The organism is Corynebacterium sp. HMSC070H05 (assembly GCF_001837615.1).
Taxonomy (GTDB): domain Bacteria; phylum Actinomycetota; class Actinomycetes; order Mycobacteriales; family Mycobacteriaceae; genus Corynebacterium; species Corynebacterium coyleae.
The window spans coordinates 226,579-242,497 of sequence record NZ_KV833339.1; the positions used below are offsets into that span (position 1 = coordinate 226,579).

Below are 15,919 nucleotides of genomic sequence, written 5' to 3' on the forward strand. Positions count from 1 at the left end.
CTCGCCCAGTGTAGGCACTACAGGAAGATGGCAGCGCCGGGGCCGAGTGGCAGGTCGAAGATGTACCAGATGAACAGCAGGGCAGCCCAGGACACCCAGAACGGAACCACGAACACGATCAGGCGCGACATCAGCGTGCCCAGGCCCGCGTTGGGCTCGTATCGACGAAGCAACGTCAGGATCACGATGATGTACGGGTTCAGCGGGGTGATGATCTGGGTGGCGGAATCGCCGACACGGAACGCGGCCTGCGTGAAGGCTGGCTCGAAGCCGATCAGGGCGAACATTGGGACGAACACGGCCGCCATCAGGGTCCACATCGCGGAGCCGGAAATAACCAACAGGTTCAGGCACGACGCCAGGATGATGAACGCGAGGATGGCCGCGAAGCCGGTGATGCCGGCCGCCTCGAGCATCTCTGCGCCCTTGACGGCGGAGAAGGTGCCGATGCCGGACCAACTAAACAGGGAAATGAACTGGCCGAGGATGAACGCGAGAACCAGGAAGCCGAGCATGTCGCCCATCGCCTTGGTCATCATGTCCACGACGTCCTTGATGTTCTTCACCGTGCCGGCGACCTTGCCGTAGACGATGCCGAGGACCATGAAGTAGGTGAAGACGATGAACACGATCGACTGCAGCAGCGGGGACTTCGGCAGGAAGCCACCTTCTTCGTTGCGCCACGGGGAATCCGGGATGAGTACTGCGAACAGGATGATTGCCGTGACGATAAGCGTGGCGACGCCCGCCCACATCAGGCCGCGGCGTTCCGGCTTGGTCAGTTCGACGGAGATCTCGTTGCCGTCGGCGTCGCGGTTCATGCCGTCGTCGCCCTCGACCATCTCCTGGGGGACGTCGAGTTTGTGCATGCGGGGCTCGAGGATCCTGTCGATGATGAAGCCACACGCTAGGCCCAGGATGATAGAGGCGGCGATGTTGAAGTAGTAGTTGGACACCGGGTTGACCTCGGTGGCGTCCATGCTCGGCAGGGTTTCCATCACGGCGTTGGTGATGCCGGCGAACAGGGCGTCCAGCGACGTTGGCACCAGTGCGGTGGAGTAGCCAGCGCCGACGGCGGCGAAGCCACCGAGCAGGCCTGCGACCGGGTGGCGGCCAGCGGCCTTGAACACCATCGCGGCCAGCGGCGGGATGACCACGAACGCGGCGTCCGCCATGATCGAGCCGGTCACGCCAATGATACCAACCGCGTACGGCAGAACCGAGCGGTTAGCGGAGCCGAAGAGCTTGCGGATGAGCGCGGAGAGCATGCCGGAGCGCTCGGAAACGCCGACGGCGAGCATGATTGGCAGGACCGTGACCAGTGGCGGGAAACCGAGGTAGTTCTGGCCGAGGGTAGTGGTGAACCAGGCCAGGCCCTCACCGGTGAAGAAGCCCTTGATCTTCACACTTTCGTCCTCGCCGGGCACTGCGACTTCGGCCTCGAAATACGCCATCACGGTGGAGATCACCGCGGTGATGAGGAACAGGATGAGGAAGAGCGTGAACGGCTCCGGAAGTTTGTTGCCTACCGACTCGATGGTGCCGAGGAGGCGATCCATTGCGGTTTTCTTCTGTGGTGGGCTGCTGTCGGCAGAGCGCTCGAGCTCGGCGCTCTCTGTGGCTTTTCGCGTACTCATGCGTATATGTTGTACCAGTCACATTAATTCTGCGCTAGGGTTTTGTAGAAACGTAATCCGATCGACGGAGAGTGAGCGGACCGTGAGCGAAACGCATCCCAACCGCCCGACCAGCCCAACCCCACCGAACCCTGCCTTCCTGCAACGCATGGACGCAGTGGTGCGAGATGAGATCGCCGCTGCGTCGCCGCAGTTCCCGGTTGAGCCGGGCTATCCGGAGCGTGACGCGGTGTGGGGGAAGGTCGAGCGCAACGTCGAAGCCGTCCGGGCCGACCTGGAACACATCATGCGTGACCTGCACGCGAACCCGGAGGAGGCGTTTCAGGAATTCCATGCGCAGGCTGTGATTGCGAAGGTGCTTGAGGGGCAGGGGTTCGTCGTCAAGCAAGGGGCGCATGGCGTGGAAACAGCGCTGCGTGCGGAGTGGCAAAGCGACGATTTTGACCCGAGCACACATCCGACGGTGGCGGTGATGTCTGAATACGACGCGCTGCCGGGTATTGGACATGCGTGCGGGCACAACGTGATCGCTGCATCCGGGGTGGGTGGTTTCCTCGGTGCGGTAGGTTCGGGTTCGGGCCGCATCGTGTTTCTTGGCACCCCGGCGGAGGAGGGCCACACCGGCAAGGAGTACATGATCCGCGGCGGCATGCTCGACGGCGTGGATTGTTCGGTGATGATCCACCCGTTCTGCTACGACCTGGTGTCGCACGCGTGGACGGGGCGCCGCTCGCTTACCGCAACGTTTACCGGCGTTGCCGCGCACGCGTCGATGCAGCCGTACATGGGGCGCAATGCGCTAGATGCTGCGACGCTTGCGTACCAAGCCATGGGGTTGTTGCGCCAGCAGATGCCGCCGTCGGATCGCCTACACGCAATCATCTCGGACGGTGGTGCGAGGGCATCGATCATTCCGGAGACGGCCACGCTGAGCCTCTACGTGCGTTCGCTGTACACCGAAACACTCATGGATTTGAGCAAGCGTATCGACGACATCCTCACCGGCGCCGCCCTCATGACCGGCACCGGCGTGGATGTGCAGTGGGATAACCACCCAATGTCGCTTCCTGTCCGCAACAACGAAACCTTGGCGGCGCGATGGGGTGCGACCCAGCAGGCGCGGGGGAGGGAAGTGTTGCCGGGTGGGATCCTGCCGGACTCGCAGGCGGCGTCGACAGATTTTGGCAACGTCTCGCAGCTCGTGCCCGGCATCCACCCGTTGGTCAAGATCGCGCCGGAGGGCACTGCGCTGCACACCACTAAGTTCGCCGATGCGGCGATCACCCCGGCCGCAATGGACGGTGTGATCGACTCCGCGGTGGGGCTCGGCCAAGTCATCGCTGACGTACTCAATGACCCGGTGCTGTTGCAGCGCGCTCGCGAGGAGTTCGAAGCGGCGGGCGGGGCGATCTCCGTGGAGGCGCTGCTAGATGAGGCCTAGATGACGCGTAACTGACGCCTGAATGGCGCGCTACAGGAAGATGGCAGCACCCGGGCCGAGCGGCAGGTCGAAGGTGTACCAAATGAACAGCATGGCCATCCAGAAGATCCAGAACGGAACCGTGAACATGATCAGGCACGACATGAGCGTGCCCACGCCAGCCTTCGGTTCGTAGCGGCGCAGCTGCGTCAGGATCACGATGATGTACGGGTTCAGCGGGGTGATGATCTGGGTGGCGGAATCGCCGACACGGAACGCTGCCTGGATGAAGGCCGGATCGAAACCGATCAGGGCGAACATGGGCACGAACACGGCCGCCATCAGGGTCCATAGTGCGGAGCCGGAGATGATCAGCAGGTTCAGGCACGACGCCAGGACGACGAACGCGAAGATGGCGGCGAAACCGGTGATGCCTGCGGACTCGAGCGCGTTGGCTCCCTTCACGGCGGTGAAGGTGCCGATGCCAGACCAATTAAACAGCGCGATGAACTGGCCCAGGATGAACGCGAGGATGAGGAAGTTCACCATGTCCTTCATGGCGCCAGCCATCATGTCTGCGACGTCGGGTACGCGTTTGATCGTGCCCGCAACCATGCCGAAGACTAGGCCCATGACTACGAAGTAGAGCACCACGATGAACACTGTGGACTGCATCAAGGGCGAGTCCGGCAGGAAGTTGCCTTCCTCGTTGCGCCACGGAGAGTTCGGGATGAGGACGACGATCGTGCACACCACGGTCAGCAGCAGGGTGGCCCACAGAGTGGCGCGCAGGCCGCGGGATTCGGCGTCGGTGAGCTCTGCGGAGATTTCCTTGCCGTCGCGGTCGCGGGTCATGCCGTCATCGCCAGCAACCATCTTGTTCGGTACACCGAGCTTGTTTAAGCGGGGCTCGAGGACCTTATCGATGATGAATCCGGCCAGAAGTCCCAGCACGATCGCGGAGACAAGGTTGAACCAGTAGTTAGAGACCACGGTGACCTCAGGGGCGTCAAGGCTTGGTAGCGCCTCCATCACGGAATTCGTGATGCCAGCAAACAGTGCATCGAGCGAGCCCGGCAACAGCGACGTAGCGTATCCCGCGCCCACGGACGCGAAGCCACCGAGCAGACCCGCCACGGGGTGACGACCAGCAGCCTGGAACACCATGGCAGCAAGTGGTGGGATGACGATGAACGCCGGGTCGGCGATCAGTGAACCGGACACACCAATCAGACCGACCGCATACGGCAGTACCGAGGTATTCGCGGAAGAGAACAGCCGGCGGATCAGCGCCGACAACATGCCCGAGCGCTCCGCGATACCGACCGCCAAGATGATCGGCAGCACGTACACCAACGGCGGGAAGCCAACGTAGTTCTTGCCCAAGTTCACGGTGAACCAGGCAAGGCCTTCGCTGGTGAAGAAGCCCTTGATGGGGCGGACCTCGTCGTCGCCAGGCACCTGCACCTGCAGGCCCGCCCAGGCCATCACCGTGGAAATGACCGCGGTGGCCAGGAAGAGCAACAGGAAGAGCGTGAACGGCTCCGGAAGTTTGTTACCTACCCGCTCAATAAAAGAGAGGAGCCGGTCTACGGCTCCTCTTGGTGTCTGATCTCGTTCGGTCCCATCGTCCGGTCCCGGGTCGGGAACCGTGCCTGATGTGGCCTCCTGAGGTGCTACCGAAGTGGAGCCCTGGGCGGCGTGGTGGACAGAATGATTCTTTGCAATGTTCATGCAAAGAGGTTTTACCTGTCGCCGATTCGAATTTCAGGCGATTGGGGGATATTAATTCACGCAGCGCGGGCTGTCGTCGCCAGCTGAGAGCTCAGGGGCAGGCTCGTTGGCACCGAAATCTTCACCTGGCGTGCCCACAGGGGCGACCTGTTCCGCCTCATCAGCATCCATCGCGCCGGGCCCGTTGTAGTCGTCCGCGATGACGGCAATGACCGTGTTCGGCTCCACGCTGGCGTTGGCCACGACGGGCACTCCGCCGAGCAGCTGGGCCAGCTCCTGGGCGGCCGGGTCGTTCTCGTCTGCGGCTAGCACTTGGGTAGCTGTGTAGAGGCCTTCCATGGCGTTGGACACGCTTGTCACCGTCAGGCCGTCGCCGTTGAGTATCTCAGCAACACGCCCAGCCTGTCCGGGGACGCTGCCGGCGTTGAGCACGACTGCTTCGTAGCCGTTGAACGCCTCGCGTGGGGCGCTGGTGGCGGAGTCCGAACCGTCAGAACCCTCAGTGCCGTCCGTGTTGTCCTCCTCAGGCTTAATCGCTTCTGCCATGAACTTCTGCACCTGCGGTAGATCCACGGTGACGATGGACTCGCCATAGTCACCGACACCATTGGCGGAGGTCACAGGGATGGTGGTGAAGGTGACGTTGCCACCAGCCAGGCCGGAAAGTTGCTGGGCCAAGCCCACAATGTCCCAACCCTTATCCAGTGTCACGGAGCGTTCCGCAGCGTTAGACAGTTCGCGCAGTTTCGCCGGGTTGGTCAGGGTGCCTGCGGAAAGCATCGACTGTACGAGCGAAGCCATGTAGGCCTGCTGGCGCACGATGCGGTCTAGGTCGCCGCGCGGCAGGTCGTGGCGTTGGCGCACAAACGACAGGGCTTGCGCACCGTCGAGGGTCTGCTCGCCGGCGGGGAACTTCGCGCCGGAAAGTGGCTCGTCCACGGGATTATTCAGGCACACTTTGACGCCGCCGACAGCGTCGGTGAGCAGCACGAAGCCAAGGAGACCGACCTGGGCGAAGTGGTCGACTTCGACACCGGTGAGGTCCGCGACGGCGTCGATCAGTCCCTCTTGTCCTGCGCGAGCAACCTGCTGTTCGAGCGCCGGGCCTTCGCTCATGCCGGATTCGATCAGTTCTTCGCGTTTTGCGGCAGCGTGTGCGCCGTAGACGCCATTGATTTTCAGGTTGCCGTAGTCGTCCGTATGCACATAGGTATCGCGTGGGATGGACACTGCGGTCGCGCGTGAGCCGTCCTCCGGGATGCGGATAACCATGATGGTGTCGGTGTTGATCTCACCGTCCGCGATACCGGCGTTCAGACGGGAAAGTTCCTGCTCACTTAAGGGGTTGCCCTGCGCGTCCGTGCGCGAATCGGAGCCCACCAGCAGGATGTCCATTGCGCCGTCCAGGGCGTTGCCGTCTTTGCCTTTGCTTTGCGACGACACCTTTAAGTCCGACGCGCTCAACTGCCCGCCAAGCCGCCCAACGGCGAAATACCCGACGCCCGACAGGGCGATCGCGGCGGCGGAGACAATGGCAAGGGTGGTTCGCAGTGCGGGGTGGCCAGATTGCGAAACATCCCGCACCCGGGACGGGGCAGGTTTGATATCGCGGGCTTGCCGCCTGGGCTCAGTCACGCCGGGAATTATACGACATTCCCCGGCTCGCCCTGTGCCGTGCGCCGGAATTGGAGGTCATGGTGGGTATGCTGTCCAACATTGTGAAAGACACAGAGCATCATCCTGACGCTCATCAGGCGCCACTCGCGGTGATCACCGTGACGTATTCGCCTGGGGAGCACTTGGCGCAGCTCATCGCCTCCTTGGAGAAGGCGACGACGCGCCCCGTTGTGCTGCTTTGCGCCGACAACGGCTCCAAGGACGGCGTGCCGCAGCAGGCCGCACGCGAGCACGAGCACGTGGAGTTTTCCCCCACTGGTGGAAACATCGGTTATGGAGCCGCGATTAATGCGGCTGCTCGGCAGTTGGGGGATCGTCGAAAAGCAGGTGCGGTGCGCGGCGACTACTTCCTTATTGTGAACCCCGACGTGGAGTTCACCCCGGGGAGCATCGACGAGTTGATCCACTGCGCCGACGACGCGCCGAAGGCTGGAGCTGCCGGGCCCAGGATTGAAGAGGCCGACGGCTCCGCATACCCCAGCGCGCGCGAGGTGCCCAGCCTGGCCATGGGGATCGGGCACGCGCTGCTGTACGACTACTGGCCGTCCAACCCGTTTTCCCGCGCGTACCAAGCCGGGGCGAATATGGAGGTGCAACGCACAGCAGGCTGGCTGTCCGGCGCGTGCCTCCTTGTGCGGTGGGATGCGTTTGACCAGATCGGCGGGTTCGACGAGCGCTACTTCATGTACCTGGAAGACATCGACTTCGGGGACCGTCTTACCCGTGCAGGCTGGGACAATTTGTACTGCCCGAGTTCCGTGATCTTGCACGATCAGGGCCATGTTGCGGACCGACACAGGGGAGTTACGGTCCCTGCGCACCACGCCTCGGCGTATCGGTTCCAGCGCGACCGCCATCCGCATGCGTGGCAAGCTCCCATCCGCTGGGCGTTGTGGCTCGGCCTCCGAGTGAGGGGTGCGCTGCAGTTGGGTAGGGCGAAACCTGCACACAGGGCTGGCACCGGCCGTGGGGAAGTGAACTGACAACAAGATGAAGGATCTAGCAATGGCTCAGACAGCCTCCACCGAAATCACCGAGTCTGCTGAAATTGCAGAAATCACAGAAATGGATGCGGTGATTCTCGTCGGCGGGCGTGGCACACGCCTTCGTCCGCTGACTGTCTCTACACCCAAGCCGATGTTGCCGACGGCAGGTTTCCCGTTCTTGGCACATCTGCTTGCCCGCATCCGTGAGGCTGGCATGCGTCACGTGGTGCTGGGGACGTCCTATAAGGCAGAGGTGTTTGAGGAGTACTTCGGCGACGGCTCCGAGTTCGGTCTAGAGATCGAATACGTCGTGGAGGAAGAAGCGCTTGGCACCGGCGGTGGCATCCGCAACGTCTACGAGAAGCTCCGCTACGACAACGTGATGGTCTTCAACGGTGATGTGCTTTCTGGCGCGGACCTGTCGGCGATTGCGCACACGCACGTGGATAAGGACGCGGATGTCACGCTGCACCTGGTGCGGGTGCCGGATCCGCGCGCGTTCGGCTCGGTGCCGACGGATGAGGACGGCAACGTGCTGGCCTTTTTGGAAAAGACCGAGGATCCGCCGACCGACCAGATCAACGCTGGCTGCTACGTGTTTAAGCGTTCGGTGATCGAGCAGATCCCGGCAGGACGTGTGGTTTCCGTAGAGCGCGAAACCTTCCCGGGCCTGCTTGAGCAGGGTGCGAAGGTCGTCGGCCATGTGGATTCGTCGTACTGGCGCGACATGGGCCGCCCGGACGATTTCGTCCAGGGCTCCTCGGATGTGGTGCGCGGCATTGCGTACTCGCCGCTGTTGAAGGGGCGTACGGGCGAATCTGTGGTGGATCCGTCTGCCGGTGTTGCGCACGGCGTGATTCTGATGGGCGGCACAACGGTTGGCCGTGGCTGTGAGATTGGGGCGGGCTCGCGTATCGACGACTCTGTGATCTTCGATGGCGTGACCATCGAGCCTGGCGCAATGGTGCGCAATTCCATCATTGCTGCCGGAGCCACGATTGGAGCGAATGCGCGCTTGGTTGATTGTGTGATCGGTGAAGGCGCCCAGATTGGTGCGCGCTGCGAGCTGCAGGGTGGCATGCGTGTGTGGCCGGGTGTTGTGATCCCAGATTCGGGAGTGCGTTTCTCCCCAGACGCGTAACCGACACGCCAACACGGTCAAATAGTCGCGCTTTATAGTCCCGACACTACATGTAGTACCCCCGAAGTCCACCCCCATTGCAGCTATACTGTGACAGTTGTGACTGGTGTGAAAGTTGACGTGGGGAATGTCTAAAAAAGGCGCGCTCGGCTCACATTTTGGTTGCGACTATTTAGTGCCTCGGTGTGTAATCACAGAAGTGTTATTTCCGCATCCGCAACCAGCGGGTGCATCACTCTTCGAACGACCACCGAAAAGATCAACTAAGCAACAGGGAAGGTAATGGCGTGGAAAATCAAGCGGACGCCATCCTCCGCGGCGCTGCTGCGGGAGGGATGACCCTCGACGAGTTGTTTGGCACTGTCGAGCAGGAGTGGCAGGACCAGGCGCTGTGTGCGCAGACTGACCCCGAGGCCTTCTTTCCTGAAAAAGGCGGCTCAACTCGTGAGGCCAAACGAATCTGCAAGGCATGCGCAGTGCGCGATGAGTGCCTCGAGTACGCACTCGAGCACGATGAGCGCTTCGGTATTTGGGGTGGGCTGTCCGATCGTGAGCGTCGCCGTCTGAAGAAGCAGATCGGCTAACAACTCCCAAGATCTACAGTGTGGATCTACCAGGGAAAATCGGGATTCACAGTGCGTGGATCCAAATTTAAATAGTTTGCTACCAGCGCGGTGAGCACCCACGTGAGCAACTCTGCACGCTCCTGGGTGGTCACCGCGCGGTGTTCTATCGGCATGCGAAACACGACAAAGCGCGCGCGGGTGGGGTTGCCGTGCTGATCCACGCCTGCCTGGAGCACCCGCCCGAGAGGGACCGGGCCGTCGGCGATGATCTCGTCCGGCAAGATCGTCATATCTGCGTGCAGGCGCATGCGTGGGATCGTGTCCACCGCCAGATCCACGCTTGCCAGCTGCTCAAAGTACGCGTTGTGGAGCGGGGCGTAGGCCTCCATGACAAGTGCGTCGAATGCGTCGTTGCGCGAGCGATAGCGGGGCACCCCAACGGGCAGGAGCGGGCCACGGGCACCTCGCCCGTGGCGGTCGCGTGCGGCGCGGACGTGCGAGGGACCGACGCCGGGCCTGGAAGGGGTCTGCATGACGGCAATCCTAAGGTGGAAACAGGCAGGTGTGGAGGGGACGCGCCGCGCCGCAGTACAAAAACCTCAAGAAGGGGTTTAGACTGTCCGCCGTGAATGTCTTCCGTCGTTGTTGTCGCCCGGGTTGCGGCAGGCCCGCTGTGGCCACGCTGATTTACGCGTACGCGGACTCGACGGCAGTGATCGGTCCGCTCGCCCCGGTAGCAGATCCGCATGCGTGGGACTTGTGTGAGCGCCATTCCGCCCACATCACCGCGCCCGTTGGTTGGGAAATGGTCCGTGTAGAGCACGTCGAGTTAGAAGGCGATGAGGATGACGATCCGGAAGCCTCCGACATCACCGCCTTGGCTGAGGCCGTGCGTGAGGCGGGTCGACTGACCACTGGTTTGGTCGATTCTTCGCAGGACCCAATCGAGTACGAGGCCTCGCACGACTTCAACGACCCGGATACCTCGAATCACCCGGTGCATCGCACGAAGCGGGTGGAAGAGCAGATTGCTGCGCATAAGGCGGCGCGCCGTTCGCATTTGCGCATCGTGCCGGATCCTTCGGCTGAGCAGGAATAGCGAAACCACAGCAGCCGGGGAGGGGTCGTGTCGCGTGGCGCACTAAGATGGCCTGCATGGCTATCCAGCACACACGTGAGACTCTGAGCAGCGTTATTAAGGCCTACGACGTTCGAGGCGTTGTCGGCGAGCACATCGACGAGGACTTTGTCCGCACCGCCGGCGCTGCGTTTGCCCACATTCTGCGCGAGGAGGGTGAGACCCGTATCGCTGTCGGCCACGACATGCGTCCGTCGTCGCCGGCGCTGGCCGCGGCGTTCGCCGAGGGAGCTGCCTCCCAGGGGCTTAATGTCACCGACTTGGGGCTGACGTCGACTGACGAGCTCTACTTCGTTGCCGGCTCCCAGCGTTGCGCTGGTGCGATGTTTACCGCCTCGCACAATCCGGCTCAGTACAACGGCATCAAACTCTGCCGCGCGGGCGCGACCCCGGTGTCTACAGATACCGGTTTGTCGGAAATCGGCCGCATGATTCTTGAGGGCGTGCCGGAGTTTGAGGGGGAACGTGGTGTCGTCGAGAAGCAAAATGCGCTCGAGGCATACGCGAAGTATGTGCGTGATCTGGTGCCGGTGCCTACGCGGCGCAAGTTGGTCGTGGCAGTGGATGCCGCAAACGGCATGGCTGGGCTGACGGTTCCGGCGGCGTTGGGGGATATGGATATTCGCCCGCTGTACTTCGAGTTAGACGGAACTTTCCCGAACCATGAGGCGAACCCGCTCGACCCGAAGAATTTGGTTGACCTGCAGAAGTTCACTGTTGAGCAGGGCGCGGACATCGGGTTGGCGTTTGACGGGGATGCGGATCGTTGCTTTGTTGTCAACGAGCGGGGCGAGGCCGTCTCGCCCTCCGCCATCACTGCGCTGATTGCCACGCGCACCCTTGCGGAGAACCCCGGTGCGACGATCATCCACAACCTGATTACCTCGCGTGCAGTGCCGGAGATGATCGACGAATGTGGTGGCACCGCCGTACGCACCCGTGTGGGCCACTCTTACATCAAGGCCAAGATGGCCGAGCACAACGCGCTATTCGGCGGTGAGCACTCCGCCCACTACTACTTTGCTGAGTTCTTCAACGCGGACTCTGGCTTGGTCGCTGCGCTCCACGTTTTGGCGGCGCTGGCAGAGCAGGACAAGCCGCTGAGTGAACTGATGGCGCAGTACGAGCGCTACGTCGCATCTGGTGAGATCAACTCGGAAGTTGCCGACCAGGAAGCGGCGACGAAGCGTGTGGTGGATGCGTTCGCGGATCGTGCGGAATCGGTAGACACCCTCGATGGTGTGACTGTGCAGTTGAAGGACTCCAAGGCGTGGTTCAACGTGCGTGCATCCAACACGGAGCCGCTGCTGCGTCTTAATGCGGAAGCGCCGACCCAGGAAGAGGTCGACGCGCTGGTCAACGAGATTCTTGGCCTGATTCGTTCCTAGGCACCGAATTCTTGTAACTCGAACGGGGAGCGTGGGACTGCTATTTTGGACGTTTGCGCTCACGCAGAACCAAAGGAGGCCACATGGAGCGATTGGATGGGGTACTGCGACCCTACCCATGGGGGTCGCGGACGCTGCTCGCACAGCTGAGGGGGACGCCCTCGCCGAGCGAGAATCCCGAGGCCGAACTGTGGTTTGGTGCCCACCCTGCCGCCCCAGCGACCATTGATGGACGTGGCCTCGACGAGATCATCGCCGAGGACCCCCAGGCAGCATTGGGCGACCGCGTGATTGCCCAGTACGGCGAGCAACTGCCGTTTTTGGTGAAGTTGCTCGCGGCGGATTCCCCGCTGAGTATCCAAGCGCACCCGTCGCGCGAGCAGGCCGTTGCTGGCTTCGAACGGGAAAACGCTGAGGGCATCAGCCTCAACAGCCCGCAGCGCAACTACAAGGACTCGAACCCGAAGCCGGAACTTATCGTCGCGTTGACTACGTTCCGTGCGATGGCGGGGTTCCGCCCTGTGGAGCAGATGACCGAGTTGTTCGAGGCGTTTTCCTCCCCAGCCTGGGACCGTTACGCAGCACTACTGCCAGCGGCCGGCGGTGCAGGGGACATGCGGGTGCTGTTTACTACCCTGGTGTCGTTGCCCAGGCCCGCACTGACGGAGGTGCTCGACGCCGTCGGAAATAGTGCCCGCACGATCGCCGATGGAGGCACCGCAGCCCACCCTGCGTGGGTTGTGGAAGCAGCCGAGGTATTCCTTGAACTAGCGCAGCGTTACCCAGGCGACGCTGGTGCGTTTGCGGCTCTGCTGCTCAACATTGTCACCCTCAAGCCGGGTGAGGCGGCGTTCCTCGGCGCAGGTCAACTGCATGCCTACCTCAGCGGTCTCGGCGTGGAGGTCATGGAAAACTCCGACAACGTTCTGCGCGGTGGCCTGACCACCAAGCACGTAGATGTGCCAGAGCTCGTGCGTGTACTCGACTTTTCTTCGTTGGAATCGCCGCGCGCAGACACCGAGGAGGTGGCTGGTGGGAAGCGATTCGTGCTGCCGGTGGAGAGTTTCACCGTGAGCATGCACGAGCTTGATCAGGGCGAGTTGCGTATCGACGAAGATGGCCCCGCAATCGCACTCTGCACCGCGGGCACCGCCACGGACGGGACAATGTCAATCGCCGCTGGGGAGGCTGTGTGGATTCCCGCAAGCGATGGTGCGGTGACCCTGCGGCCTGCAACGGATGGGGAACCCACCCAGGTGTTTGTGGCTACCGTGTAACGCTTCGCGCGATCTGGTCAAGCGCCTCGCGGGGGGCTAAAGCCATCATCCGGCTGGGGGTATCCGGCCACGTCCTCCTTGCCCGGCACACGCGCCCGGGCAGTTGTGGGCGCAGATGCCTGCGACTGCAGTTGAGCCTCCAGCTGGTCTGCAGGAATCGCCTTGTTGTTTTCGGGGTGCTCATCGCGATCGTTCTCACGCGAGGTTGGCTCGGCGGGGGAGGAGCCGGGTGCGGGTTTGCCGTCCTTGATCTTCGGCTCGTTGTCCGCAGATGTGTCGGGGCCGCGCTCGGGCTCGGATGGTGCCGTGGGGACCCCGGAGGTGCCTGCCGAGTCGGTCTCAGTCGGCGTTTGTGCAGACGTGCCAGGCGTGTCCGGTGTGGACGGGTGCGACGCCTCAGGCGTTGGCTGCGGCCTGGACTCCGACGGGGACTCAGGCGTTGTCTCGGGGCGGTTCGGCCGTTCTTCGCTCGTTGTCCCAGACGGGCGGGTTGACTGTGAGGCCGACTGCGGCCCCGATCGCTGTGATTGCGGTGCCTGCTGGGCCGACTGGGCCGACTGGGCCGACTGGGCCGGTGGCGGCACAACGATGTTGGTCGGGCGGTACACCTTGGTCGGCTGCGCCGGATCCGCCTGGCCCACCACTGCGTGCGGTGGCAGGTATGGATCGTTCTGCGCCGCATAGTTCGGGTTGACGTGGTGCGTGCCACCCTGCATGCCGTGTTGTGCGCTGTAGTCCTGGTCTACCGGTGCATCGTTTCCAGTAGTGCGCCCATCTGCAGAGGTTTCTGTTGTCGACGAGTTGGTCGCTGTGCGGGAACTCGACGTGCTTGAGGTTGTCGAGTGCGCGCTGGTGGTGTCTGCGGCCTCGGCGGAAAAGCCTGCGTGGTCCGAAGGTGCGGTGGACGATGACGCCCATACGGTCCAACCGGTCAGGCCAGCAAGCCCGAAGCCTGCAGCAAAAAGAGCAGCGGTACGGCGGTTGGTCGGTTTCACGTCCCCGCTCCTTCCACGGTCGGCGCGCAGCCCTTACATCACGAATTGGTAACAGTATGGTGGTGTAGGAATGTTTATAGCACGTCGTACGGCGAAGGTGTACCCCCATAAGGTGCAAGTGCCGTATATAAAGACGTAATAGATACCGTGTTTGCAGCACTCGATACAGACGGAAGGAGCGTCACAGTGACGACCTGGGACGAGCAGATTTTCACCATTGACACCAATGCAGATTTCCTCGACGAGATCTCTGACCTGGATACCGACGAGATTGTGGAAGCAGTGCGTGACGCCGTGCTCCTCGCCGCAAATGGGGATTCCGCAAGCGAAGATGAGATCCTCAACGGCCAGGCTGCGGCGACGATCGCTGCAATTTGGTCGGGTGCACCTTTTTCTGCCGGTGATGTGGCAGAGGCGTACCCGTTCATCCGTCTGCGCCCGGACGAGATCGACGAGAAGCTCGTCGAGGCTGCTGCTGCGGTATTGGAAGCAGTGGAGACCGAGGCGGACCTTGAGCAGTTCCTCGAGGCGCTGGCCTAACGGTTTGCGGCCATGATTATTGCGTTTGAAGGTATCGATGGCGCGGGCAAGAACACGCTTGTCACCGCGATCAAGAAGGAACTCAACGCCGACACGCTTGCGTTTCCGCGTTACGAGGACTCCATTCACGCCCAGCTCGCACAAGACGCGCTGCACGGGCGCATGGGGGATGTGACGGATTCCGCGTTTGCGATGGCGACACTGTTCGCACTTGACCGTCATGGGGCGAAGGCGCTTCTCGACGAGTACGTCGACGATCCGTCCCGCGTCCTCATCTTGGACCGCTACGTGGCCTCTAACGCCGCGTACACCACTGCGCGCACCGGTGACGATGCCGCCTTGCGCTGGGTGGAAGACCTGGAGTTTGGGCGTTTGGGGTTGCCGAGGCCGGACTTGCAGGTGCTCGTCGATACGAGCCCGGAGCTTGCGCGGGAACGCGCAGCGAAGCGCGAGACGCAGGACGCAACGCGTGCGCGCGATCGCTACGAACGCGATGGTGGCCTGCAGGCCGCAACGTATGCGATGTACGGACGGCTGGCGGAAATGTCGTGGGGTGGGCCGTGGGTACGCGGCTCGGATCCTGCGGTTATCATTCAGGCAATACGCGACCTGGCATAGGCCTCGTCATTTCAACCCCTATAAGAGCCCTGACAAAGGAGTACATGTGCCCCACAAGATCCTGGTCGTGGACGATGACCCGGCGATCAACGAGATGCTCACCATCGTGCTTGAGGCCGAGGGGTTTGAGACGAGTTCCGTCACCGATGGCGCTGAGGCCGTTGGCGCGTGGCGCAGCTTTGATCCGGATCTGATCCTGCTCGACCTGATGCTGCCAGGCGTCAACGGCATTGATATTTGCCGCGAGATCCGCAAGCAGTCCGCCGTGCCGATTGTCATGCTGACAGCGAAGACCGACACGGTGGATGTGGTGCTTGGACTGGAGTCTGGTGCGGACGACTACATCACCAAACCCTTCAAGCCGAAGGAACTGGTCGCCCGAATCCGCGCGCGTCTGCGTCGTACTGACGACGAGCCGGCGGAAATCTACGAGGTTGGCGATCTGACCATTGACGTTCCGCAGCACACCGTGACTCGCGGCGGCCAGGAAATTCAGCTGACCCCGCTCGAGTTTGACCTTTTGCTGGAGATGGCACAGAAGCCGAACCAGGTGCACACCCGCGAGGAGCTGCTGGAGTCCGTGTGGGGCTACCGCAACGCTTCGGATACGCGCCTGGTCAACGTGCACGTCCAGCGTCTGCGCTCCAAGATTGAGCACGACCCGGAGAACCCGGAGATCATCCTCACTGTGCGTGGTGTGGGCTATAAGACCGGCAAGCCGGGGGTGTAGTCGCTGAATGCGCTCAAACGCGCACGCGAACGCGTAGCGCACGCATGGTCGACCTCGTTGCAGGTGAGGTTC

The 15,919-nt window shown here is 62.4% G+C and carries 15 protein-coding genes; 10 read left to right on the forward strand and 5 right to left on the reverse strand.

Going from position 1 to position 15,919, the window contains the following annotated elements:
- Positions 1–17: 17 nt before the first annotated feature.
- Entirely contained in the window at positions 18–1,559 is a 1,542-nt protein-coding gene (locus HMPREF2617_RS08090) for an AbgT family transporter (protein ID WP_083323247.1), read from the reverse strand.
- Between the two features lie 226 nt (positions 1,560–1,785).
- Here HMPREF2617_RS08090 and HMPREF2617_RS08095 point away from each other — a divergent pair, with 226 nt between their 5' ends.
- Positions 1,786–3,078 (forward strand): M20 family metallopeptidase, encoded by a 1,293-nt coding sequence (locus HMPREF2617_RS08095; RefSeq protein ID WP_070840473.1) that lies wholly within the window; start codon positions 1,786–1,788, stop codon positions 3,076–3,078.
- A 30-nt stretch (positions 3,079–3,108) separates the two neighbouring features.
- On the opposite strand, the gene HMPREF2617_RS08100 is transcribed toward HMPREF2617_RS08095, so the two are convergent.
- A complete protein-coding gene (locus tag HMPREF2617_RS08100) occupies positions 3,109–4,791 on the reverse strand; it encodes an AbgT family transporter (protein WP_083323248.1) in 1,683 nt (560 codons plus the stop codon).
- 51 nt (positions 4,792–4,842) lie between these two features.
- Complete coding sequence (locus HMPREF2617_RS08105) at positions 4,843–6,426, reverse strand: LCP family protein (RefSeq protein WP_070840474.1); 1,584 nt, start codon at positions 6,424–6,426, stop codon at positions 4,843–4,845.
- A gap of 68 nt (positions 6,427–6,494) precedes the next feature.
- Here HMPREF2617_RS08105 and HMPREF2617_RS08110 point away from each other — a divergent pair, with 68 nt between their 5' ends.
- From HMPREF2617_RS08110 to HMPREF2617_RS08120, 3 genes are all read left to right on the forward strand, one after another.
- Positions 6,495–7,451: a glycosyltransferase family 2 protein gene (locus tag HMPREF2617_RS08110; RefSeq protein ID WP_070840493.1), complete on the forward strand. Its 957-nt coding sequence runs from the start codon at positions 6,495–6,497 to the stop codon at positions 7,449–7,451.
- An 82-nt stretch (positions 7,452–7,533) separates the two neighbouring features.
- Positions 7,534–8,595 (forward strand): mannose-1-phosphate guanylyltransferase, encoded by a 1,062-nt coding sequence (locus tag HMPREF2617_RS08115; RefSeq protein ID WP_070422892.1) that lies wholly within the window; start codon positions 7,534–7,536, stop codon positions 8,593–8,595.
- 335 nt (positions 8,596–8,930) lie between these two features.
- Complete coding sequence (locus HMPREF2617_RS08120) at positions 8,931–9,179, forward strand: WhiB family transcriptional regulator (RefSeq protein WP_180952331.1); 249 nt, start codon at positions 8,931–8,933, stop codon at positions 9,177–9,179.
- Between the two features lie 26 nt (positions 9,180–9,205).
- Here HMPREF2617_RS08120 and HMPREF2617_RS08125 read toward each other — a convergent pair whose 3' ends face one another.
- Positions 9,206–9,694, reverse strand: a complete 489-nt coding sequence (locus HMPREF2617_RS08125) for a metallopeptidase family protein (protein WP_070422848.1) — start codon at positions 9,692–9,694, stop codon at positions 9,206–9,208.
- Between the two features lie 92 nt (positions 9,695–9,786).
- Here HMPREF2617_RS08125 and HMPREF2617_RS08130 point away from each other — a divergent pair, with 92 nt between their 5' ends.
- The 3 genes from HMPREF2617_RS08130 (at position 9,787) to manA (ending at position 12,964) form a co-directional block, all read left to right on the forward strand.
- Positions 9,787–10,260, forward strand: coding sequence for a DUF3499 domain-containing protein (locus tag HMPREF2617_RS08130; RefSeq protein WP_083279486.1), 474 nt, complete (start codon positions 9,787–9,789; stop codon positions 10,258–10,260).
- 56 nt (positions 10,261–10,316) lie between these two features.
- The gene (locus HMPREF2617_RS08135) at positions 10,317–11,687 is read left to right on the forward strand and encodes a phosphomannomutase/phosphoglucomutase (protein WP_070840475.1); all 1,371 of its coding nucleotides are present in this window, start codon (positions 10,317–10,319) and stop codon (positions 11,685–11,687) included.
- 83 nt (positions 11,688–11,770) lie between these two features.
- The gene (gene manA, locus HMPREF2617_RS08140) at positions 11,771–12,964 is read left to right on the forward strand and encodes a mannose-6-phosphate isomerase, class I (RefSeq protein WP_070840476.1); all 1,194 of its coding nucleotides are present in this window, start codon (positions 11,771–11,773) and stop codon (positions 12,962–12,964) included.
- Between the two features lie 17 nt (positions 12,965–12,981).
- On the opposite strand, the gene HMPREF2617_RS08145 is transcribed toward manA, so the two are convergent.
- Positions 12,982–13,959: a hypothetical protein gene (locus HMPREF2617_RS08145; RefSeq protein ID WP_070840477.1), complete on the reverse strand. Its 978-nt coding sequence runs from the start codon at positions 13,957–13,959 to the stop codon at positions 12,982–12,984.
- Between the two features lie 186 nt (positions 13,960–14,145).
- On the opposite strand from HMPREF2617_RS08145, the gene HMPREF2617_RS08150 reads away from it, so the two are divergent.
- Genes HMPREF2617_RS08150 through mtrA form a run of 3 tightly spaced genes read left to right on the forward strand, consistent with a single transcriptional unit; the run spans position 14,146 to position 15,847 of the window.
- Positions 14,146–14,499 (forward strand): DUF4259 domain-containing protein, encoded by a 354-nt coding sequence (locus HMPREF2617_RS08150; RefSeq protein WP_070422853.1) that lies wholly within the window; start codon positions 14,146–14,148, stop codon positions 14,497–14,499.
- Between the two features lie 12 nt (positions 14,500–14,511).
- Positions 14,512–15,117 (forward strand): dTMP kinase, encoded by a 606-nt coding sequence (locus HMPREF2617_RS08155; protein WP_070422854.1) that lies wholly within the window; start codon positions 14,512–14,514, stop codon positions 15,115–15,117.
- A 46-nt stretch (positions 15,118–15,163) separates the two neighbouring features.
- Positions 15,164–15,847 carry an MtrAB system response regulator MtrA gene (gene mtrA, locus HMPREF2617_RS08160; RefSeq protein ID WP_083323249.1) on the forward strand — a complete coding sequence of 228 codons (684 nt, stop codon included), beginning with the start codon at positions 15,164–15,166 and terminating at the stop codon, positions 15,845–15,847.
- Positions 15,848–15,919 lie beyond the last annotated feature (72 nt).